Below are 19,908 nucleotides of genomic sequence, written 5' to 3' on the forward strand. Positions count from 1 at the left end.
CAAGGGCGTTGGCCCTGGTGACGCTGACCTGGCTGCTGGTGGGCGCGCCGGCGGGCCCGGCGGCGGCCGACGCGTGCGCGTACGCCTCGACGGGGCCGGACGGCACGGTGGCAGTGGCGGTGGCCGGCGACTCCTGGCCGACTCCGCCGATCTGCCCGGAGCCGAGCCCGCCGCCGCCCTGCCCCTCGCCGACGCCCACTCCGCCACCGCCGAAGCCGACGCCGCCTCCCCCGCCGAAGCCGAAGCCCACCCCGACGCCGACACCCCGGCCGACCCCGACCCCGAAACCCACGCCGAGGCCCACGCCTCCGCCGCCCGCCCCGGCGCCCCGGCCGGCCGCCGCCCCGCCGCCCCGGCCGGTCCCGACACCTACGCCGACCCCGACCCCGACTCCCTCACCGAAACCGAAGCCCAAGCCGGTGCCCAGGCCCGCCCCGCGTCCCGCGGCGACCCCGGTGAGTTATCCGAAGTACCACGCCCAGCCGCGCCCGCGGCCCGCCCACAGCCGGACGCCGCCGGTCGTCTACGTCCTGCTCATCACGCTGCCCGCGGTGGTCGCCATCGCCGCGCTGCGTCCGCGCTGATCCCCGGAGGAAACCCTTGTCGGAATGGCTTGTTCTCGTCCTCGTGATGGCGGCGGCCTGTGTCGTCGTCCTCATCGTCACCTTCCTGCGCGCCCGCACCGCGTCCGAGGACGAGGACCCCAGCGAGACCCCGGACGTCATCGAGTACATGACGATGTGGATCGGCGTGGTGTACGCCATCGTCCTGGGTCTGGCGATCGCCGGTGTCTGGGAGGCCCGCAGCGCCGCCCAGGACCATGTGCAGGCGGAGGCACAGGCGCTGCACGAGATCTCGGAGCGGGTGCGGGCCTATCCGCCGGACGAGCGCGACCGGATCCGGGCCGACGTCGAGGCGTACGTCTCCCAGGTCGTCAACGTCGAGTGGAAGACGATGGCCGACCACCAGAAGCTCACCCCGCGCGGCGCCGAACTCCTGGAGCGCATCCGCGCGGACGTCACGGACTACCAGCCGAAGACGGACTTCCAGGCGCAGGCCTACCAGCCGCTGGTCGACCAGGTGGGCGCCCTCGACGCGGCGCGCAACGCCCGCGCGGACTCCACGGGGGCGACGATGCCGGCGGTGGTGTGGTTCGGGCTGCTGGCCGGGGCGGTGATCACCATCGGCATGGTCTTCGCGTTGCAGATCCGGCGCACGACCCGGGAACTGGTGCTGGCCGGGCTGTTCTCGGCGCTGATCGCCTTCCTCCTGTTCCTCATCTGGGACTTCGACGCGCCGTACAGCCGCGGCATCACGGCCTCGTCGCAGCCGTTCCTGAACCTCTTCCCGCACATCAAGGGCTGACGGCCCCTCACCGGGACCGGGGCCGGGGCCGGGTCACGGGTCGGCCGCCGGGGGGGACGTCCGCCACGCCGCGGCCGTCCCCCGGTCGCAGGAACGGCGTCCCCTGTGCGGCCCACACGGTTGCCCCATTCGCGCGACTGGGATCGCGGGAGCGCACACATGTTCCTAGCGTTTCGGACATCGAGGTGCATTTACGGCGCCAGCGGAAAAGGTCCGCGGCTGCTCCTCGGGGACCCGGAGGAATCACCATGCGCGCGATACGCGTCGCCTCGGCCGCTCTGCTGGGCATCAGCGCCCTCGCCCTCGCGGCGCCGGCCGCCGTCGCGAAGGGCGACGGCAACCACAACATCACGCCGTTCGGCTTCAGCGTCCTGCCCTCGACGATCGCGGCGGGCGGTCAGGTGACCTTGCAGATCGACCGCGACAGCGGCGGCTGCCGGGGCTCCGCCACGGTCTCCTCCGGGGTCTTCGACACCGTCAGGATCTCGCCGGGCCAGTCCTCGGCGACCGCGACGGTCGACTGGGACGCCCGGCCGGGCGCGGTGTACCAGGTGACGTTCACGTGCGGCGGCGAGAGCGGCTCCACGGGTCTGACCATCGCCTCCGGCCGCACCAACAACAACATCCAGCCGCTCCAGCCGGCGCAGCAGATGCCCCGGGGGGTCAGGGCCGGCGAGGGCGGCAGCATCGCCGGGTTCGACCTCAAGGAGCTGGGCATCGGCGCGGCGCTCATCGCCGGCTCGGTGGGGGCGGCGTACCACTTCTCCCGCCGCCGTACCGGGGAGGACGGCGCCTGACCGCTCCGGCACCCGCGCAGGCCTTCGCCCCGGAACCCGAAAGGGTCCGGGGCGAAGGCCTGTTCCGTGCGGCACGCTCTCCGCAGGGGGACGGAGGTCAGATGACGCGCTCGCTGCGGCGGCGCATCCAGAACACCCCGCCGCCCACTACGGCCGCGGCGACCAGGCCGCCGCCGATCGCCATGTCGGTCGGGGTCGCGCCGGCGGTGCTGCTGCCGCCGAGACCGCCGCGGACACCGCCGATGACGGTGTAGGCGGAGTCGCGGGTCAGCACGGAGCCGTTCCGGCAGCGCACGGTGATGCTGTACGGGCCCGGACCGGCGTTCCGGCTGATCCGCGCCGTTCCGCTGGCGGTCTGGCCGGCGCCGCCGACGAGTGCCGACAGGTTCGCCGGGCGTTCGAAGCCGGGCGAGTTGGCGGTGGCGCCGGTGAAGCAGCCGTCGACCGTCACGGTCAGCTGGCCGCCGCGGGCGATCACGCTGGGCAGGGCGACGATGTTGCTGGGGCTCTCCCCCATGCCGTCCGCGAGAGCGGCCGGGGCGGCGAGCCCCAGGACGGCCACCGCGGCACCGGCTGCGGCCAGGGCACGAGTTGTACGCATGTCATCCTCCGCGGAAGGCGCCCCGGGACACGTCCCCGGTCGATCGGCGAGAAAACGCCTCCCAGACGCACCCTCAGATGCCTTGCACGCGCCCGCATTTCGGGAATGGTCCGTCCTGGTGAGCGGACACGCCGGGCGACCACCGGACAATCGGATATTGCCGCAGGTCACGGACCGTCAGAAAATTCCTGCCGCCTTTTCCTCATATGGCGCACATAAGGATGTCCGGGCCACCCGTTCGCGCCTGCCCCGTCGCCGGTTCCGCATTCCGGACTTAGCGTTCTCGTATGCGCGATTGACGTGGCGACGGCCGCGTCGAGAGGGGATGGCGAATGTCTGCGTCCGAGCTGTCCGAGCTTGCCGAAGAGGAGGAGCGGCAGAAGAAGCGCGCCCCGTGGGGAGTGATAGCGCTTGTTCTGCTGACCGGTCTCGCGCTCATTCGGAATGGTTCGGGGGAGTTCGATGTGGGGCCGCCGCAGCCGGCTTCGGCGGCTGCGGCCGACACCCGCACCGGTGTCGGCACCTTCGGCAAGGCCCCGGCCCCGCTGCCGTACTCCGTCGCCGACCGGGTCAGGATTCCCGCGATCCGGGTCGACGCCCCGGTCATGCCGGTGGGCCTGGACGCGGACGGCTGGGTCGGCGCGCCACCGCCGGAGGACCCGAATCTGGCGGGCTGGTTCACCGGCGCCGTCTCCCCCGGCGAGAAGGGCACGGCGGTCGTCGTCGGCCATGTCGACAACAAGATGGGCCCCGCCGTGTTCTACGGACTCGGGGCCCTCAAGAAGGGAAATCGCGTCGAGGTCGAGCGCAAGGACGGAAAGACGGCCGTATTCGAGATCTACGGCATCGAGGTCTTCGAGAAGAGCAACTTCCCCGGCGACCGCGTCTACGCCTCCAAGGGAACTCCGGAACTGCGCGTCATCACGTGCGGCGGCGGTTTCTCCAAGCAGAACGGCTACGACGGCAATGTCGTCGTCTTCGCCCGCCTGGTCGAGGTCCACTGAGCGTTCCCCGACCGGGCGGGACAGGGCCTGATTCCGTCAGGTGGTCCGGCGGCGCGGCAGCGCCATGTGATAGCCGGAGTCGAGCAGGTGCGGCAGATATTCGCGCAGCGCCCGCACACTCTGGGAACGGTCGCCCCCGGCGTCGTGCGAGAGCACCACGACGCCGGGGGCGGCGCCGTCCTCGACCGCGTCGACGATGTGCCGGACGCCGGGGGTGTCCCAGTCGAGGGTGTCGACGGTCCACGCGAGGGGTTCCATGCCCAGCTCCGAGCCGAGTTGGAAGGCGGCCCGGTTCCAGGCGCCGTAGGGCGCGCGGAACCACAGGGGCCGTTCGCCGTAGGCGTCCTCGATGACGTCGCTGGTGCGTTCCATCTCGGAGCGGATCTGACGTCGGGTCAGCTTGGTGAGCAGGGGGTGCGACCAGGTGTGGTTGCCGACGACGTGGCCCTCGTCGGACATCCGGGCCAGGATGTCGCGGTTCCAGTCGGCCATCTCGCCGCACACGAAGAACGTGGCGCGGACGTCGTACTCGGCGAGGGTGTCCAGGATGTGCGGGGTGTAGCGGGGGTCGGGTCCGTCGTCGAAGGTGAGCACCATGGTGTTGCCGCGGCCGGACATGCGCAGGAACGGTTCGTGCCGTACCGGGACGTGGGCGAGGGTGGTGTGCGGTGCGCCGTATCCGGCCACGGGCTGGAGGCGGTAGGAGGAGGGCTTGCGGGCGAGGCGCGGCGGGGGCCCGGCGGCGGGCGCGGCGGCCCTGGCGGGGGCGTCGTCGGAGAGTCCGGAGTACAGCAGACCGGCGGTGCCGGCCGCCCCGACGGCAGCGGCGCCGGCGAGCAGGGCCCGTCGGCGCGTGAGCGACTGATCCTTCTTCATGACTCATCAGTCGCCCGGCGGGGCACCGCCGCCGCACCTCGACACCGGAGCGGCGGCAGGAAAACACCCGCCCGGCCCAGCGTGCGCGTGCTCAGCGGCGCCGGACGAGGGGGAACGGCAGCGTCTCACGGATCGTCAGACCCGTGAGGAACATGACCAGTCGGTCCACGCCTATGCCGAGGCCCCCGGTGGGCGGCATCGCGTATTCGAGGGCGTCGAGGAAGTCCTCGTCGAGTTCCATCGCCTCGGGGTCTCCCCCGGCGGCCAGCAGCGACTGGGCGGTGAGGCGGCGGCGCTGTTCGACGGGGTCGGTCAGTTCGGAGTAGGCGGTGCCGAGTTCGGTGCCGAAGGCGACGAGGTCCCAGCGTTCGGCGAGGCGCGGGTCGGTGCGGTGCTGCCGGGTGAGCGGGGAGACGTCGGTCGGGAAGTCCTTGTAGAAGGTGGGCAGCCGGGTCGGCTCCTCGACCAGCCGCTCGTACATCTCCAGTACGACGTCCCCGCGCGGGTCGTCGACGCCGTACGGCACTCCGGCCCGGTCGCAGAGCCGGTGCAGGGCGGGCAGTTCGGTGTCGGCGTCGACCGGCTCCCCCAGCGCCTCGGAGATCGCGCCGTAGACGGTCTTGACCGGCCAGCGGCCCGAGATGTCGTACTCCTGGCCGTCCTTGCGCGCGACGGGCGAGCCGAAGGCGGCGGTGGCCGCGCCCTGGACGAGTTCGCGGGCGAGGTCGAGCATCTCGTCGTAGTCGGCGTACGCCTGGTAGGCCTCCAGCATCGTGAACTCGGGGTTGTGCTTGTAGGAGACGCCCTCGTTGCGGAAGGTGCGGCCCATCTCGAAGACCTTCTCCATCCCGCCGACGCACAGGCGCTTGAGGTACAGCTCGGGGGCGATGCGCAGGTAGAGGTCGAGGTCGTAGGCGTTGATGTGGGTGGTGAAGGGGCGGGCGTTGGCGCCGCCGTGGATCTGCTGGAGCATCGGGGTCTCGACCTCCAGGTAGCCGCGCTCCAACAGGCCCTGGCGCAGGGCCTGTACGGCGGTGGAGCGGGCCCGGACCACATCGCGGGCGGCGGGGCTCGCGACCAGGTCGAGGTAGCGCGTGCGGACCTTGGCCTCGGGGTCGGTGAGGCCGCGGTGTTTGTCGGGCAGCGGGCGCAGGCATTTGCCGGTGAGCTGCCAGGAGGTGACGAAGACGGTGGGTTCGCCCTTGTCGCTGGTGCCCGCGCGGCCGGTGGCGGTGATGTGGTCGCCGATGTCGGTGTCGGCGGTGAAGCGGTCCAGGCCGGGGCCCGACTCGGCGCGGGTGAGGGCGAGTTGGTGGTCGCCGGACCAGTCGCGCAGGGTGAGGAAGACGATGCCGCCGAGGTCGCGCACCCGCATCACCCGCCCGGCGACGGTGACTTGGTCGCCCGCGCGGATCTCGGCGAGGGTGTGGGTGCGGCGCGGGACGCCGACCGGGTAGGGGTCGGTGCCGGTGGCGATCAGGCGGTCGAGGGTGCGGTGGCGGACGCGGACCTGTTCGGGCCGTGCGCCGTCCGGGCCGCCCGCCCCGGCCTCGTCCGCTCCGTCGAGGCCGAGTGCCGACAGGGGCAGCAGCCCCGCCGTGGTCGCGGGCCGCTGTCCGCTCTTCGGGTGCCCCTTTCCCCAGAGTTGACGCAGCGACGGTACGGAGACGAAGCCCTCGGCGATGCCGGACGCGAGGCTGATCCGGGCCAGGGAGGCGGTCTCGCCGTAGCAGATGAAGCGGGGGTACCACTCGGGGTGGTACTTGGCGTTGGAGCGGTAAAGGGCCTCCAGTTGCCACCACTTGGAGAAGAACAGCAGGAGCCGGCGCCACAGGCGGAGCACCGGTCCGGCGCCGATGCGGGCGCCCTCCTCGAAGGCCGAGCGGAACACGGCGAAGTTGAGGGAGATCCGGCGGACGCCCAACTTCGGTGCGAGGGCGCAGAGTTCGGCGACCATGAACTCCATGACGCCGTTGGGTGCGGTGCGGTCGCGGCGCATCAGGTCGAGGGAGACGCCGTCGGTGCCCCAGGGGACGAGGGACAGCAGGGCGAGCAGCTTGCCGTCGCCGCCGAGTGCTTCGACGAGGAGGCAGTCGCCGTCGGCGGGGTCGCCGAGGCGGTCCAGGGCCATGGAGAAGCCGCGTTCGGTCTCGGTGTCGCGCCAGGCGTCGGCGCGGTCGACGATCTCCTCCATCTCCGCGTCGGTGAGGGTGGAGTGGCGGCGGACGCGGCAGGTGGCGCCGGCCCGGCGGACGCGGCCCACGGCCTGGCGGGTGACGCGCATGTCGCGGCCCGCGAGGTCGAAGTCGGCGACGTGCAGGATGGCCTCGTCGCCGAGCTGGAGGGCGCCGAGTCCGGCGCGGGCGAAGGCCTTCGCGCCGTCCTCGGAGGCGCCCATCACCGCGGGGGCCCAGGCGTGGCGGCGGGCGAGGTCGAGCCAGGTGGCGATGGCGTGCGGCCAGGCCTCGCGGTCGCCCACCGGGTCGCCGCTGGCGAGGCAGACGCCCGCCTCGACGCGGTAGGTGACGGCGGCCTTGCCGCTGGGCGAGAAGACGACGGCCTTGTCGCGCCGGGTGGCGAAGTAGCCGAGGGAGTCCTGGCCGCCGTAGGCCTTCAGCAGGGCGCGGATACGGGCCTCCTCGTCGCCGTGCAGGGCCGCTTCGAGGCGCTGGGAGCGGAAGAGGACGGTGGCCGCGTTGAGGAGGGCGAGCGCGCCGAAGAGGCCGAGGAGGAAGAACAGGGCGCGGGGCGGGCGGCCGTCGAAGGAGCGGCCGGAGACCAGTCCGCCGCAGACCCGGTCGGCGGCCCAGCCCAGGTGCTGGCTCTCGGGCAGCGTGCCGGGGAACAGGGAGACCAGTCCCCAGCCGGCCAGGATCGCGACGGCGAGTCCGGCGAACAGGACGGCGAGGGCCCGGCGGACGGCCGCGCGGCGGGAGGCGGCGTAGAACTGTCTGCGGGCGACGATCAGCAGGACCAGCAGCAGGGCGCAGACGATCAGGGACGGGAGGGACTCGGCGTACAGGCCGAGGGCCACGCCCAGGACGTCCGTGAGGACCAGCAGGCCGAGGTAGACGACGACCAGCCACCAAGCGATCTTCTTGCGGGCGGCGGTCGCCGCGGCGAGCAGGAACAGGAAGACGGCGTAGGCGAGGTTGGCGCTGACGGGGACGATGAGGAGGTCGAGGAAGCGGACCACCGGGCGCAGGACGCGGCGCAGCGGGGCGATGAGGGCCAGCAGGACGCAGAGCAGGCCGAGGGCGCCGAAGAAGGTCGCGAAGCCCTCCGGCACCCTGCTGAGGAAGCCGCGGCCGGGCGGCCGTATCGGAGCCTTGGTGTCCTTGGACCGGGGCGCCTGCACGGTGGCGGTCATGCTTCCGACTGTAGGAACTGGGCGGCCCGTGCGCCCGTCGAGAGCCGCGGGGCGGGTGGGCAGGGCTCAGGACCTGCGGGTTCCGATAGCCTCGCAGCCGTGACGGAACAGCATCCAACTCAGTTCGAACGGGGCACGGACGGGCCGAAGGTCATCGTGGCCGGGGTGGACGGCTCGGAGTCCTCGCTGCGGGCGGCGTCGTACGCGGCGGGCCTGGCCCGGCGGCAGCGGGCGCTGCTCGCCCTGGTGTACGTGCAGCCGGTGCTGGCGGCGGGCGCGGCCATGGGGGCGCCGGTCGCCGAGACGACCGACGAGATCGCCGAGGATCTGGTCGCCCAGATCCGGCACGAGACCGAGCGGGTGAAGGGGATATTCGACATCCGCTGGGAGTTCCACACGTTCCGCGGCGATCCCTACGGCGGCCTGGTGAAGGCCGCCGACGAACTGAAGGCCGACGCGGTCATCGTGGGCGCCTCCGAACAGGCCGGCCACCGGATCGTCGGCTCGGTCGCGGTGCGGTTGGTGAAGGCGGGCCGGTGGCCGGTGACGGTGGTGCCGTAGGGGCTGTGTACGGCCCGGCCGGCGCGGCGGAAGCTCGCGCGTTGTCCGGGCGCGGACGAAGCCCGGTGGGACGGGCGGTTCGTGCGCTGTCTCTACGGCGATCCGGCGCGGGACGGCACGGTGTGGCTGCGGCTGGAACCGGTCTCGCTGAAGGCCGCGGACCTGAGTTTCGTCACAGGGAGCGCAGGAACTCCCCCAGGATCGCGTTGAACTCCTCCGGCTGCTCCATGTTCGGGTAGTGGCCGGCGTCCTCGATCGTGGTGGAGCGGCCGTCGGGGACCGTGTCGGTGAAGCGTTGGGCCATGGCGATGCTGTCGGGCCAGTCCAGGGCGCCGTGGATCGCGAGGACCGGGACGTCGAGCGCCGGGATGCGGGGCCACGGGTCGCCCAGGGGGACGTGCCAGTCGCGCTCGCCGGGTGTGTGCTTGGCGAGGGTGTGGGAGGTCAGTTCGCGCAGGCGCCGCAGGACGGAGGGGGCGACCTCGTCCGTGGTGCGGTGCGGGCCGGCCACCCCGCGCGCGAACTGGTCGAGCCAGCCCGCGAGGTCACCGGCGGCGAGCAACCGCCCGGCGTGCGCCTGATGTTCGAGCAGTTGGGGGTCGGTGTACTCGAACGCGCTGGTGCCTGCGCCGGAGACGACGACCGCGCGGACCAGTCCGGGGTGTTCCAGCGCGGTGTCGGTGGCGACGGCCGCGCCCATGCACAGCCCGACCAGGACGACGGGACCCGGGTCGAGGTGGTGCAGGAGTGCGCCGAGGTCGTCGGCCCAGCGGAACGGCCTGCTCGCGTTGGCCGAGAAGCCGTGGCCGCGGATGTCCGGGGCGATCACGCGGAAGTCGCGGGCGAGGGCCGGTATCTGCTCGTCGAAGACGCGGTGGTCGGCGAAGCCGGAGTGGAGGAGGACCACGGGCGTGCCGGTGCCCAGGTCGAGGTAGGCCAGGTCCCCGTCGGCGGACGCGAAGTAGCTCAGTCGCGAAGCACGTTCCGGGGTCAGTTCCGAGGACAGGTCTGAGGACAGGTCTGAGGCGCGTTCCGAAGCGGCTGTCATGACAACCAAGGTGTCATCCTTGAAGGAAGTTGGCAACCCAGGTGTCATGATGGGTCCGTGAACGACTCCGCTCCCCTGTCCCCCGACGAACTCGGCCACCGCCTCACCGAGGTGTTCGACCTGGTCGGCCCCCTCTACCGGCGCGCCCTGCGCAAGGTCGAGCAGGGCGAACCGGTCGAGGGCGTCTCCGTCGGCGTGCGTGCCGCACTGGACCTGCTGCGGCAGCACGGGCCGATGACGGTGCCGCAGATGGGCCGCGCCCTCGCTCTGAGTCGGCAGTTCCTTCAGCGCATGGTCAACGAGGCGGCGGCCCACGCCTGGGTCGAGGTCACGCCCAACCCCGCGCACCAGCGGTCCTCCCTGATCCGGCTCACCGAGGAGGGCCGGTCCGTCATCACGACCGTCCTCGGCCGCGAACACGCCCTGAACCGCCAGGTCGGCGGCGGGCTGACCGACGCCGAGGTGAGCGCGTGCGTGCGGGTGCTCACCGAGATCCTCAAGACCTTCGACCACGCGGACGTGGATGTGGACGTGAAGGTGGACACAGACACGGACACAGACACGGACACGGACTGACCGTCCGTCACATCCGCACCACGGGCTACTGCCCCATCACCAGCCCGTCCTTCGCCGCGCCCCTGCCGAGCACCACCTCGCGCACGCGGTCGCGGTCCCCGGTCAGCTCGGCGCCCTGGGCGATCGCCCGGTTGACGTCGACGACCCGGCCGGCGTCGACGTCGAACAGCTGCGGGACGAACTCCGCCTTCGCCACCTCCCAGCGCGCGCCGGGCCGGACGGGCGGCACGAAGGTGAAGCGGGCGAGGGTGCTGGTGTCGCCGCCGGGATCCTGGGTGCCCGCGTTGTCGTACATCTCGCCGGTGACCTGGTCGCCCAGCCCGTAGACCACCCAGGTGCCGTTGACCTTCTCGTACGCCTGCGGGGTGCGGGCGTGGGTGCCGAGGATCAGGTCGATGTCGGGGCGGCCGGCGGTGCGGGAGGCGGTGAGTTCCCCGGCCAGGGCCACCTGTTGCGGGTCGGGCGTGTCCTGGGCCGGTGTGCCCCAGCGCAGCGAGACGACGACCACGTCGGCGCCCGCGCGCCGGGCGGCGCGGGCGTCGGCGAGGATGCGGGCCGGGTCGAGGAGGTTGACCGACCAGGGCTCGCCGGCCGGGAGCGGGACGCCGTTCGTGTCGGCGGTGTAGGCGAGGTGGGCGACCTTCGCGGGCCCGGCGCGCAGCAGCGTGACCGCGCGCGCCTCCGCCTCGTCGCGCGCCGTTCCCGCGTGCCGTACGCCGGCGCCGTCCAGGGTGTCGAGGGTGTGCCGGATGCCGAAGGAGCCGTCGTCCAGGCTGTGTTCGGAGGCGGTGGAGCAGCTGTCGTAGCCGGTCGCGGCGAGCGCCCTGGCCTCCTCGGGCGGCGTGTCGAAGAACGGGGAGCCGGTGCGGTCGCCGTAGGCCGTCTCGATGGTGCAGAGCGCCAGGTCGGCCCGCGAGACGAGGGGTTGGACGGCCGAGAGCATCGGCCCGAAGTCGTAGCCGGTGCCGCCCGCGTCGAAGCGGGCGCGGTCGAGGACCGCGCTGTGCGGGAGGATGCCGCCGGCCGCGACGAGGGTGAAGCCGTGGGCGGCGGGGGGCGCCGGGCGGCCGGCGGTCTTCCGGTCGTGGTGCTGGGCCTGGCAGGCGGCGGCCGCGGCGAGAACGCCGACCAGGGCGACGGCCACCTGTCGTCTGCGTGCGATCATCAATTCACCCCACTGTGGTCATATTTACCCACCGATAGGTATGAACCTCGGCGCCCCCGCAAACGGCATCCGCTCCCTCATGACCCGTCCGGTGTGCGCGTGTGGGGGATCACCGGGCGGCACGGACCGTTCGTCGCACCGTTCGCCGACGCGATCGACCGTCCGCCGCACGCCCCTCGTGCGCCCCCTGTCCCCTGGCGGTCCCCTGCGATGCCATATCGGCCATGACGGCCGGACCCACGCTCAAAGACGGAACGACCGCCGAGCACGAGCTCGCCGCACTCCAGCGCGAGCACGGCAGGCCGCTGTTCGCGCTGCTGCTGCGGCTCTGCGACGGTGACCGCCAGCGTGCCGAGGACCTCGTCCAGGAGACCCTGGTACGGGCCTGGCAGCACCCCGAGGCCCTGCGCGCCGACGACTTCGAGTCCGTACGGCCCTGGCTGCTGACGGTGGGCAGGCGACTCGCGATCGACGCCCGGCGGGCCCGGCAGGCGCGACCGCCCGAGGTCGGGGACGCGGTGCTGGAGAACGCGCGGGTGTGCGCCGATCACGCGGAACGGTCGGCGGCGACCCTCGATGTGCGGGAGGCTGTGAAGACACTCACTCCGGAGCACCGTGAAGTCCTGGTGCTCGTGTATTTCCAGGGGGCGAGTGTGGCGGAGGCCGCGGCGGCGCTCGGAATTCCGCCCGGTACGGTGAAGTCCCGCGCGTACTACGCGCTGCGCGCCCTGCGCCGGGTGCTTCCGGGTTATGCGGCCGACCTGCACTGAAACCGACTGCTGAGTCAAACCTCCGTAAAGCGCCTTGCTCAGGACCATGGTTGAGTAATCGGCTGTCCTCATCCGTGTTCCGGACTGGGGGGCCCGGGGTTCCTGACGGAGCCTCGGGCCGGGCGACGCGCACGCACCGGAGGAAGGCAGGCAGGGATGCTGCACAGAGGTCAAGAGAGCACGGACGGCACCGGTGGCGGTGAACTCACCGTCCCCATGGCGTGGTTGTACGCCGAGTACATCGCCGACGAACTGCTGCGGACCGGCGACCTGATGCCGCCGACGTCCTTCGAGTTCCGCGCGGGACGGGACGCACTGGCGCTGACCATCTTCCTCTCGGACACGGACGGCGAATTGTCCGGTATCCGGGTGGTCACCCAACTTGAGACCTGGCTTTCGCTCACGGCGTACGACCAGCCGTGGCAGGACTGGGTCCAGGAACGTATGTCCAGGTTGACGGCGGAGGCGATCGAGACCGGCGTCGACGCACCGGACCTGGCGCTGGCGGAGGACGCCTGGCGCTGGCTGGAGGAGACCGAGCTGCTCGCGCCCGATCTGGACGCGGTGCCGGGAGGCGGTCCGGTGACCGGTGAGGACGACGGGCCGAAGGTCTGGACACCCGCCTGGCAGCTGGGTCTGCCGCTCGGTCATCTCGCCATCCATCTTTTTTGAAAGAGGGACCAATCCATGGGCCCGACCGCTACGAATTCGTGATGGCGATTCTGTGTGCGCCTTGAGTGATTCGACGGGCTGGTGCGTACCGATGGGAGCAAGGAGCAACCCCACCCGCACCTAACGGCACGAGGATTCGTCATGAGGTCCCTGGAAAGGCATCGCGACGTCGGCGCGTACGCGCTCGGCGTGCTGGACGAGGCGGAGGCCTTCCGCTTCGAGGATCACCTCATGGAGTGTGCGAGCTGCGCGGCTCATGTGACCGAATTCGGTCCCGCATCACGGCAGTTGATGCTGTACCGGCGGGCAACACCGCGCTACGTGCACCCCATGGCGCAACCCGGGCCCCGGCTGCTCGACCGGTTGCTCGAAGAAGTGGCCGCCCGTCACCGGGCCGGGCGGCGGCGTTTTCTGTACGCCGTGGCCGCCTCCGTGGCACTGGCCGTGGGCGGCCCCGCGGTCGCGACGCTCGCCGGGCAGGGCGACGGGACGGTGCAACTCACCGCGACCGACGCCAAGTCGGGCGTGTGGGCACAGGTCAGGGCCGCGAACGAGGACTACGGCAGCGATGTGTCCCTCAAGATCAAGGACGGCGCGGGGCCCCGCTCCTGTCGTCTGGTGGTCGTCGGCCGGGACGGTTCCGAGCAGGTCGTGACCAGTTGGAACGTACCGGCGCACGACGCGACGATGATCACGATGCACGGCGGCGCGGCGATGCACCCCGACGAGATCGACCACTACGACGTCCGGACGGCCGAGGGCCGGCAGCTGGTGCGGCTCACCTCGCACTGAAGTCCCGCCCCGCGGCGCCCAGTTGACGCAGGGCCCGCGCGGACGCGGTGCCCGGGTCCGCGGTGAGGAAGACGACCTGCTGGTCGTCGTGCGGGACGGTGAGCACATCGCAGTTCACCCGCAGTGGGCCCGCCTCCGGGTGCGTCAGGGTCTTGGTGCGGTGGCCGGGGGCGTGCACCGGATCGGTGTCCCAGATCTGCCCGAACTCCTCGCTGCCGGCGCGCAGTTCGGCCAGCAGCCGGGTCAGGCCCGGATCGTGCGGATAGCGGTCGGCGGCACGGCGCAGCCGGGAGACCACGATGTGCGCGAACTCCTCGGCGCTCGAACTCTCCAGGGGCCGGCCCAGGAAGCGGCGGCGCGCCAGGTTGGGGTGCTGTTAACGAACAGCGAACCAAGTGACAGGTAGCTCAGTGTGATGGGCTCTGTCCATCACGCGACCGGGCTGGGCGCGGGCTGCTTCGACCCGTCTGAGGCTGGCGGCCGGGACGAGGAGATCAACTCGAACGAGCTACGTAAGCGGTAGCCGTGGCGAGCGCATGCACTTGCATGAAGGTGCCTAGTTCGTCTAGATTTGCGAAGGCTCGCCCCGTAGGGGGGCGACAGGCCGTCCGATCGGAGGACACCATGGCCCTGAGCAAACTTGCTCAACAGTTCGCTGACGAGATCCGTCTTCAGGACTGGTCCGATGCCCACTTCCGGCTTGACCGTGCAGGGCACAACCGCGACATCGACACAAAGAGCCACCCCAGCGACCCGGTCCTCAACACCGAGCAGACGCAGGCCGTGAAGACAAACGCCATGTGGGTGACGGCTCAGGTCCTGGGCTACAACGATCCGAACTTCGACGTCTATGAGTTCGCTCAGGCGTGCGGTGTCAACATCCTGAACACCCGTGGGGGCAAGGATGGCTCGATTGCCGCCGGGCTTCGAACCTCGAACGGCCGGTACGAGCGACCTGGTACGTACGAGTACGACTCGCTGACCGAAGTGGTCACCACGGCGACCAGCGACGCCTACCACGCCTCCACCAGCTGTCCGTTGTTCCTCAGCGGCTACCAGAACAAACCGATCATCAGATTCTCCTGGGGCAAGGTGCCTGACCGGTGGAAGCCGTGCCAGTGCATCACCACCACCCAGCGCCAGAGCTGACGCAAGAATCGCCCCGCCGTCGCCGGACGACGGGGCGGACCGCATCCGCCCCTCACAGCAGGCATCCCAGTAGTTCCTGCCGAAAATGCAACGCTACGCGGCTGCCGCCCAGTTCAGGGCAGGCTTAGCGGCGCCGGGCGGGCTCGGCCGTCTCCGTACGAGGGCTGGGGACTTCACCGACCTGGAGGGCGGCGAAGTCGGCGTGGGCCGACTCGATGGCCTCGGGGTAAGCCTCCCGCTTGGCGTGTTCAGCGAGGGCCCGGTAGACGCTGGCCACCGAGGGGTTCTGCCCCTTGCGCTTACCGGTGGGGATGATCAGGCCGGGCTGGATCTGTTCCACGGACTCACCGAGAGCCCTGCGGCGGAGGACGGTGTGCAGCATGTCGTCGGTGATGACCGGCGGCCGGCCGCCGTGCTTGCCCTTTCGGGCTGCGGTGTCGAGCCCTTCGAGGGTCGACTCCCGGATGTTCTCCCGTTCGGTTTCCGCCATCGCCGCGAAGGCCCTGTCCTCCCGAAACTCCGGCGAGGTGACAAGTAGCTCAGAGTGACCGGTCGACGCCTTCGGGCTGGAGGGCGGCAAAGTCGGTGTGGGCCTGCTGGACGGCTTCGGGGTACGCCTGTCGCACAGAGCCTCCCCTGTTACCCGTGCGGAGTAGCCTCCCGCTGTGGACACCCAGGAGCTCATAAAGCGTCACCCGGTGCTCTGGCACATGGCCGACGCCCGCGCCGAACAGCTGATCAACCAGCACGGACTTCTCAGCACCACGGTGCTCCTCGACCTCTTCGAAGTCGACGACGCCCAATGTGCCCGAATCCTCGGCACCGTCCGGCGCTCCAGCATCCAGATCAAGCACCCCGTCCACGGAAGCGCTCTTATCCGCGACCAGACCCCGCTGATCGGCCTTGAGGACAACCTCGCCGACGGCACCACCGCCCAACAGTTCCTCGACGCCCTCAACACCCGCGTCTTCCTCTGGGCCGACCAGGACCGGCTGACCAAACTCCTCAATAGCTCCCGGTACAAGCCTATCCGGCAGACCGTCTTCAGCATCAGCACCGCCGAACTGCTCAAGCGCCACGGCGAGCGCGTCCAACTCAGCGCCTTCAACTCCGGCGCCATTCCCCAAGGCAAGAACCTCCCCCGCGACGCACGCTTCTTCACCAGCCCCGAAGACTTCCCCGGCCCCGCCGTCCTCACCCGCAGAAGCAGTCGGAAGGTCGCCGAGGTCACAGTCCTTGACGCCATTCCCGACCTCGCCGAACTGACCACCGCCACCAAGCACTGGCAGCACGGCACCAGCCTCGACTGAACTTCATCACACGAGTCACCCGAAAGGGGCTCTGAGTTCGGGTTGCTATGACAGAAGGACAAGTAACTCAGAGTGACCGAGTTGGGTAGCTCTCCATATGGAGGGCTGCGAACTCGGCACGGGCCTGCTGGACGGCGGCGGGGTACGCCTGGCGCTTCTCGTGTTCGGCGAGTGCCCGGTAGATGGGGTCCGGTCAAGGTGCCTGCAAAACCCACATTGAGATGATCTTGTAGGCCGATCCGTCGTCAGCTGGCCTGGAGCCCGGCGAAGTCGGCGTGGGCCTTGGCGACGGCTTCGGGGTACGCCTGGCGCTTCTCGTGCTCGGCCAGGGCCCGGTAGATGCTGGCCAGGCCGGGGTTCTGGCCCTTGCGCTTGCCGGTGGGGATGATCAGGTCGGGCCGGATCTGCTCGACGGACTCGCCCGCGGCCCGGCGTCGCAGCACGGTGTGCAGCATGTCGTCGGTGATGACGGGCGGCCGGCCGCCGTGCTTGCCCTTGCGGGCGGCGGCGTCGAGCCCTTCGAGGGTGGCCTCGCGGATGCTCTCACGCTCGGTCTCGGCCATCGCGGCGAAGAACCCGAAGAGCATCCGGCCCGGCCCGGACGGGTCGTAGATGCCGGGCAGCGGGCCGGCCAGCATCTCCAGGACCAGGCCGTGCGCGGTCAGGTGGTCGGCCAGCGCGGTGAGCTCGGCGGCGTCGCGGCCGAGCCGCTTCATCTCGTAGACGGTGAACAGCACGCGGCAGTGCGGGGCGTGGGCCTTGATCTCCCGGGCGAGGGTGAGGGCGGCTTCGAACTGGGGGCGGACCCGGATGCGGGTGCTGATCTTCTCGGAGAAGATCTTGTCCCGGGGGATGCCGTGCGCGCTTAGCGCGTCCAGCTGCGACTGCAGCTCCTGGGTGAGGTGGCTGCAGCGGGCGTACCCGATGCGGATGTCCGCGCCCGGGGTGTCCGTCTCGGGCGCGGCCGGCGGCGGGGTGCCGGGCCGCCAGGGCTGCCCGGGGCCGCGGTCGGCGGGGGTCGGCACCCGCAGCAGCTTGGCGAGTCGGGCGACCTACTTGAAGCGGCCGGTGTGGTAGATCCCGGCGACTGCGCCCGAACGCGAGCGGCAGGGCGAGCCGGGCTGGACGCCGCAGCGCGGGCAGTCGTGGCGCTCGACGTCGTCGGCGTCGCTGTCGATGGTGTCCTGAGGGTCCGTAACGCCCAAAATCCTCTCACAAACCATTCCCAGAATAGGGGTCCGCCACTACTTGAGTGAGAACGAGTTCTGAGAATTGATCGGGCATCCGGAGCGACTCCGGCGACCGTTTCCGATCTTGCTCCCGGAAAGGGTCGTTTGTGAGAGTCGAACGAGGGGCTAGAGTCTTCAGATCTACCGTTCAGATCTGAATAGCAGATCTGATTGACAGATCCTTATGTCAGATCTACTATTCAGATCTGACACGCGCCCGGCTGGGGTGCCCTTGTGGGATAGGAGAGGTATGAGCAAGCAGGCTTTGACGACGATCCAGATCGCTGGCGCGCTGTGCGTGCAGCGGGGGACCCGCATGCTTCAGGCGTTCGCCGACGCGGTCACGGTGTCGGAGCATCAAGAGGTCGACATCTTCGACCCGGACACTAGCGAGGGTTACCAGAGGGCGCCTGTCACCGCCCGAGTACGCAAGGCCGCCCGCTACTACGACGAGAAGAAGGGGCGAATGCCGAACCCCCTGCTCGTCAACATCCGCAAGATCGACATGGATGAAGAGCGAGTGGTCGTCGTGGTGGACGGCGATCAGGTGGGATACGAGAACGCTGTGCTCGAAGGCGGCAACTGGATTGGCACCGGCCGCATCGAGTTCACCGACGACGTGTCGCTGTGGATCTACGACGGCCAGCACCGGGCGGGCGGCCTGAACCAGTTGCTCAGTGAGCAGGAAGCCTTCGAGGACTTCCCTGTTCCGATCAGTCTCACGCTGGGGCTCGACCCGGGAGAGGAGATGCGGGAGTTCTACGAGGTGAACACCAACGCGGCCAGCGTCAAGACCGACCTTGCCTGGCAGCTGCTGACCAAGATGGCAGAGGAAGATCCGGAGCTTCGGGAGATGCTCGCGGCCGAGGACCGAGACTGGATCACTCGCGCCTACGCGGTTGTGGACGAGTTGGAAAAGCTGGTCGGTCCTTGGCAGGGGCGGTTCCAGGAGGCCAACCGTCGCAAGACCAGGGGTGACGGCGTGACGATTCCCAAACCGCAGTTCGCCCGGTCTCTGAAGCCGGTACTCGACATGCCGTCGTTCAAGCGTGCCGATGCCTCGATTGTGGCAGCCGTCCTCAACGCCTATTGGTCTGGGATCAAGCAGGTCATGCCCGAGCCCTTCGACGAAGCTCAGGACTTCGTCCTCCAGAAGGGCAGCGGAGCCGTCGCACTCCACCGAGTGCTGCCGCAAGTGATCGAAGTGGTCCGCAGCAACGGAGGGGGGCTCGGCCAGGCCTCCGAGTACGCCAAGGTCATGAAGGACCTGCCCACTCTTGAGGGCGAGTCCGTTGACAACGACGGCCAGCTGTCGACCCGCTCCGGCGCCGACTTCTGGAGGGTGGGCTCGGTCGCTTCCGGATTCAGCGGGGACGCCGGTAGGCGGCGGCTGAGCCTGCTCATCCAGAGCCGCCTGCCTTCACCCGCGGAGACCATTCAGCTCTGATACCTGGTGTGGCGGAGCGATGTGTGCCGCCGCCGCAACGTCGCCCGCAGGGCCTGGACATCCCGGACGGCGACTGAGCCTTGATCAGTCTGATTTTCGGCTCGTCCAACGCCCTCCAACAGGAAGAACTGAAGCCCCGGCCGCTCCAAGCCGCTCCAACGGCATGGGGAAACCGGGGCAACTCCATCCGATACACGTTAGAGAGGTTTTATGACTACCAGCGAGAAGCACTCTTTCCCCTCACCGGCAGACCTTGCCCGTCAAGCGACGCCATCGTCCGGGGCACGGCCTCCCCGTGTATCGGGCCTGTCTGGCAACGCGCTCTTCGAGTACGCGCACATGGGGTACGTGAGATCGGGAGCCAGTCTCCGCGACGGCATCGGCGACCCCGACATCTTCGACCGGTTGGCCGACATGGCGGAGCCCGAGAACTGGGATGGGCGAGAGGGGGAGCCGCGGGGCGGCAACCGCATCCTGCGTAACTACGTCCGGTGGACGTTCGAGCGTGCACACCAGCAGGGCAAGATCTCGACAAGCGCCGATGGCTCCTTCTCCGCTTTCAACACGGGACTGGCGACTGCTCGGCAGGAGACGATCTACGGGCTCTTCCGGCGCAACGACCGTCCCGACAGCCAGCCATGGGCCTTCGTGGACTGGCGCTTGGAGAGCAAGCGTGACTTCATGGAGCACTTCCCGCCCTCGCTGCGCCCCGGTTTCGTGACGTACACCGAGAGCCCAGCGGACTACATCTACGACTGGCGTCGGGAACTCGTCGTGAGCGTGGACCACATCCTCGACGACCAGGGAAACCTTGCCCGGTTCCCCACATCTCTCCAGAGCAGTCCCCACCTTGCGCGCATGGCTTTGAAGGGGGCCATCGACGGAGCGGAGGGCCGGGTCCTCCGCAACTACAAGGCGGCAGTCCCCACGTGGTACCCGGCGCAGGACACGGTCCAGCTCCTGCTCCCGCTCTCCCTCCTCGACGCCGGCGTGGTGGACCTTGCCCTGGTGGTCTCCCGGCAAGGGGAGTTTTACCGGGGCCACACCGTCCTCACCACTGCAATGGCATACAACAACGCCCGGTTGCTTGCGCGCCCCGACAGCGACTGGTTGCAACCCGCTGCCGACGATGAGACGCAGTGACCGGTCTTGGCTCGTTGTCGGGGAAGATCGCTG

20 protein-coding genes and 1 pseudogene are annotated in these 19,908 nt (G+C 70.2%); 13 read left to right on the forward strand and 8 right to left on the reverse strand.

The annotated features are described in order from the left end of the window. Positions 1-73: 73 nt before the first annotated feature. The 3 genes from ACIQPR_RS40230 (at position 74) to ACIQPR_RS40240 (ending at position 2,162) form a co-directional block, all read left to right on the forward strand. Entirely contained in the window at positions 74-631 is a 558-nt protein-coding gene (locus ACIQPR_RS40230) for a hypothetical protein (protein WP_403659466.1), read from the forward strand. Then, positions 631-1,365: a DUF4239 domain-containing protein gene (locus ACIQPR_RS40235; RefSeq protein WP_403659678.1), complete on the forward strand. Its 735-nt coding sequence runs from the start codon at positions 631-633 to the stop codon at positions 1,363-1,365. The genes ACIQPR_RS40230 and ACIQPR_RS40235 overlap by 1 nt, the downstream gene beginning before the upstream one ends. 248 nt (positions 1,366-1,613) lie before the next feature. Beyond that, the gene (locus ACIQPR_RS40240; protein WP_403659469.1) at positions 1,614-2,162 is read left to right on the forward strand and encodes a hypothetical protein; all 549 of its coding nucleotides are present in this window, start codon (positions 1,614-1,616) and stop codon (positions 2,160-2,162) included. Positions 2,163-2,259: 97 nt separating this feature from the next. On the opposite strand, the gene ACIQPR_RS40245 is transcribed toward ACIQPR_RS40240, so the two are convergent. Beyond that, positions 2,260-2,763 (reverse strand): hypothetical protein, encoded by a 504-nt coding sequence (locus tag ACIQPR_RS40245; protein ID WP_403659472.1) that lies wholly within the window; start codon positions 2,761-2,763, stop codon positions 2,260-2,262. A 332-nt stretch (positions 2,764-3,095) separates the two neighbouring features. Here ACIQPR_RS40245 and ACIQPR_RS40250 point away from each other — a divergent pair, with 332 nt between their 5' ends. Next, complete coding sequence (locus tag ACIQPR_RS40250) at positions 3,096-3,767, forward strand: class F sortase (protein ID WP_403659475.1); 672 nt, start codon at positions 3,096-3,098, stop codon at positions 3,765-3,767. A gap of 36 nt (positions 3,768-3,803) precedes the next feature. Here ACIQPR_RS40250 and ACIQPR_RS40255 read toward each other — a convergent pair whose 3' ends face one another. Beyond that, positions 3,804-4,643, reverse strand: coding sequence for a polysaccharide deacetylase family protein (locus ACIQPR_RS40255; protein ID WP_403659478.1), 840 nt, complete (start codon positions 4,641-4,643; stop codon positions 3,804-3,806). A gap of 91 nt (positions 4,644-4,734) precedes the next feature. Further along, entirely contained in the window at positions 4,735-8,013 is a 3,279-nt protein-coding gene (gene lysX / locus ACIQPR_RS40260) for a bifunctional lysylphosphatidylglycerol synthetase/lysine--tRNA ligase LysX (protein WP_403659481.1), read from the reverse strand. Between the two features lie 99 nt (positions 8,014-8,112). Here lysX and ACIQPR_RS40265 point away from each other — a divergent pair, with 99 nt between their 5' ends. Next, positions 8,113-8,574: a universal stress protein gene (locus ACIQPR_RS40265; RefSeq protein ID WP_403659484.1), complete on the forward strand. Its 462-nt coding sequence runs from the start codon at positions 8,113-8,115 to the stop codon at positions 8,572-8,574. A gap of 172 nt (positions 8,575-8,746) precedes the next feature. Here ACIQPR_RS40265 and ACIQPR_RS40270 read toward each other — a convergent pair whose 3' ends face one another. After that, a complete protein-coding gene (locus tag ACIQPR_RS40270) occupies positions 8,747-9,622 on the reverse strand; it encodes an alpha/beta fold hydrolase (protein WP_403659487.1) in 876 nt (291 codons plus the stop codon). 57 nt (positions 9,623-9,679) lie between these two features. On the opposite strand from ACIQPR_RS40270, the gene ACIQPR_RS40275 reads away from it, so the two are divergent. After that, positions 9,680-10,198: a MarR family winged helix-turn-helix transcriptional regulator gene (locus tag ACIQPR_RS40275; RefSeq protein WP_403659490.1), complete on the forward strand. Its 519-nt coding sequence runs from the start codon at positions 9,680-9,682 to the stop codon at positions 10,196-10,198. A 25-nt stretch (positions 10,199-10,223) separates the two neighbouring features. On the opposite strand, the gene ACIQPR_RS40280 is transcribed toward ACIQPR_RS40275, so the two are convergent. After that, complete coding sequence (locus ACIQPR_RS40280; protein ID WP_403659493.1) at positions 10,224-11,363, reverse strand: CapA family protein; 1,140 nt, start codon at positions 11,361-11,363, stop codon at positions 10,224-10,226. Between the two features lie 224 nt (positions 11,364-11,587). Here ACIQPR_RS40280 and ACIQPR_RS40285 point away from each other — a divergent pair, with 224 nt between their 5' ends. The 3 genes from ACIQPR_RS40285 (at position 11,588) to ACIQPR_RS40295 (ending at position 13,597) form a co-directional block, all read left to right on the forward strand. Beyond that, positions 11,588-12,133 carry a sigma-70 family RNA polymerase sigma factor gene (locus tag ACIQPR_RS40285; RefSeq protein ID WP_403659496.1) on the forward strand — a complete coding sequence of 182 codons (546 nt, stop codon included), beginning with the start codon at positions 11,588-11,590 and terminating at the stop codon, positions 12,131-12,133. 156 nt (positions 12,134-12,289) lie between these two features. After that, positions 12,290-12,805: a hypothetical protein gene (locus ACIQPR_RS40290; protein WP_403659499.1), complete on the forward strand. Its 516-nt coding sequence runs from the start codon at positions 12,290-12,292 to the stop codon at positions 12,803-12,805. Positions 12,806-12,946: 141 nt separating this feature from the next. Further along, positions 12,947-13,597 carry a zf-HC2 domain-containing protein gene (locus ACIQPR_RS40295; RefSeq protein WP_403659502.1) on the forward strand — a complete coding sequence of 217 codons (651 nt, stop codon included), beginning with the start codon at positions 12,947-12,949 and terminating at the stop codon, positions 13,595-13,597. Here the strand turns inward: ACIQPR_RS40295 and ACIQPR_RS40300 are convergent. Beyond that, positions 13,584-13,964, reverse strand: a pseudogene (locus tag ACIQPR_RS40300) (transcriptional regulator); the annotation flags it as partial. The gene ACIQPR_RS40295 and the pseudogene ACIQPR_RS40300 overlap by 14 nt on opposite strands. A 257-nt stretch (positions 13,965-14,221) precedes the next feature. Here ACIQPR_RS40300 and ACIQPR_RS40305 point away from each other — a divergent pair. Beyond that, positions 14,222-14,746 (forward strand): hypothetical protein, encoded by a 525-nt coding sequence (locus tag ACIQPR_RS40305; RefSeq protein WP_403659505.1) that lies wholly within the window; start codon positions 14,222-14,224, stop codon positions 14,744-14,746. A 124-nt stretch (positions 14,747-14,870) separates the two neighbouring features. Here ACIQPR_RS40305 and ACIQPR_RS40310 read toward each other — a convergent pair whose 3' ends face one another. Next, the gene (locus tag ACIQPR_RS40310) at positions 14,871-15,236 is read right to left on the reverse strand and encodes a hypothetical protein (RefSeq protein WP_403659508.1); all 366 of its coding nucleotides are present in this window, start codon (positions 15,234-15,236) and stop codon (positions 14,871-14,873) included. Positions 15,237-15,411: 175 nt separating this feature from the next. Between ACIQPR_RS40310 and ACIQPR_RS40315 the strand changes: the two genes are divergently transcribed. Beyond that, positions 15,412-16,056, forward strand: coding sequence for a DUF7002 family protein (locus ACIQPR_RS40315; RefSeq protein ID WP_403659511.1), 645 nt, complete (start codon positions 15,412-15,414; stop codon positions 16,054-16,056). Between the two features lie 245 nt (positions 16,057-16,301). Here ACIQPR_RS40315 and ACIQPR_RS40320 read toward each other — a convergent pair whose 3' ends face one another. Further along, complete coding sequence (locus ACIQPR_RS40320) at positions 16,302-17,081, reverse strand: recombinase family protein (protein ID WP_403659514.1); 780 nt, start codon at positions 17,079-17,081, stop codon at positions 16,302-16,304. 454 nt (positions 17,082-17,535) lie between these two features. Here ACIQPR_RS40320 and ACIQPR_RS40325 point away from each other — a divergent pair, with 454 nt between their 5' ends. Both ACIQPR_RS40325 and ACIQPR_RS40330 read left to right on the forward strand, forming a co-directional pair. After that, positions 17,536-18,732 (forward strand): DGQHR domain-containing protein, encoded by a 1,197-nt coding sequence (locus ACIQPR_RS40325; protein WP_403659517.1) that lies wholly within the window; start codon positions 17,536-17,538, stop codon positions 18,730-18,732. A gap of 210 nt (positions 18,733-18,942) precedes the next feature. Then, a complete protein-coding gene (locus tag ACIQPR_RS40330; protein ID WP_403659520.1) occupies positions 18,943-19,875 on the forward strand; it encodes a DUF3825 domain-containing protein in 933 nt (310 codons plus the stop codon). The last annotated feature ends 33 nt before the right edge of the window (positions 19,876-19,908 follow it).

Source organism: Streptomyces sp. NPDC091280, assembly GCF_044768565.1.
GTDB lineage: Bacteria > Actinomycetota > Actinomycetes > Streptomycetales > Streptomycetaceae > Streptomyces.

Bases quoted from the DNA above. Each gene is read 5' to 3' on its own strand.
- ACIQPR_RS40235 (WP_403659678.1), top strand. From the start codon at position 631: ATGGCGGCGGCCTGTGTCGTCGTCCTCATCGTCACCTTCCTGCGCGCC.
- ACIQPR_RS40240 (WP_403659469.1), top strand. From the start codon at position 1,614: ATGCGCGCGATACGCGTCGCCTCGGCCGCTCTGCTGGGCATCAGCGCC.
- ACIQPR_RS40245 (WP_403659472.1), bottom strand. From the start codon at position 2,763: ATGCGTACAACTCGTGCCCTGGCCGCAGCCGGTGCCGCGGTGGCCGTC.
- ACIQPR_RS40250 (WP_403659475.1), top strand. From the start codon at position 3,096: ATGTCTGCGTCCGAGCTGTCCGAGCTTGCCGAAGAGGAGGAGCGGCAG.
- ACIQPR_RS40255 (WP_403659478.1), bottom strand. From the start codon at position 4,643: ATGAAGAAGGATCAGTCGCTCACGCGCCGACGGGCCCTGCTCGCCGGC.
- lysX (WP_403659481.1), bottom strand. From the start codon at position 8,013: ATGACCGCCACCGTGCAGGCGCCCCGGTCCAAGGACACCAAGGCTCCG.
- ACIQPR_RS40270 (WP_403659487.1), bottom strand. From the start codon at position 9,622: ATGACAGCCGCTTCGGAACGCGCCTCAGACCTGTCCTCAGACCTGTCC.
- ACIQPR_RS40280 (WP_403659493.1), bottom strand. From the start codon at position 11,363: ATGATCGCACGCAGACGACAGGTGGCCGTCGCCCTGGTCGGCGTTCTC.
- ACIQPR_RS40285 (WP_403659496.1), top strand. From the start codon at position 11,588: ATGACGGCCGGACCCACGCTCAAAGACGGAACGACCGCCGAGCACGAG.
- ACIQPR_RS40290 (WP_403659499.1), top strand. From the start codon at position 12,290: ATGCTGCACAGAGGTCAAGAGAGCACGGACGGCACCGGTGGCGGTGAA.
- ACIQPR_RS40295 (WP_403659502.1), top strand. From the start codon at position 12,947: ATGAGGTCCCTGGAAAGGCATCGCGACGTCGGCGCGTACGCGCTCGGC.
- ACIQPR_RS40305 (WP_403659505.1), top strand. From the start codon at position 14,222: ATGGCCCTGAGCAAACTTGCTCAACAGTTCGCTGACGAGATCCGTCTT.
- ACIQPR_RS40310 (WP_403659508.1), bottom strand. From the start codon at position 15,236: ATGGCGGAAACCGAACGGGAGAACATCCGGGAGTCGACCCTCGAAGGG.
- ACIQPR_RS40325 (WP_403659517.1), top strand. From the start codon at position 17,536: ATGAGCAAGCAGGCTTTGACGACGATCCAGATCGCTGGCGCGCTGTGC.
- ACIQPR_RS40330 (WP_403659520.1), top strand. From the start codon at position 18,943: ATGACTACCAGCGAGAAGCACTCTTTCCCCTCACCGGCAGACCTTGCC.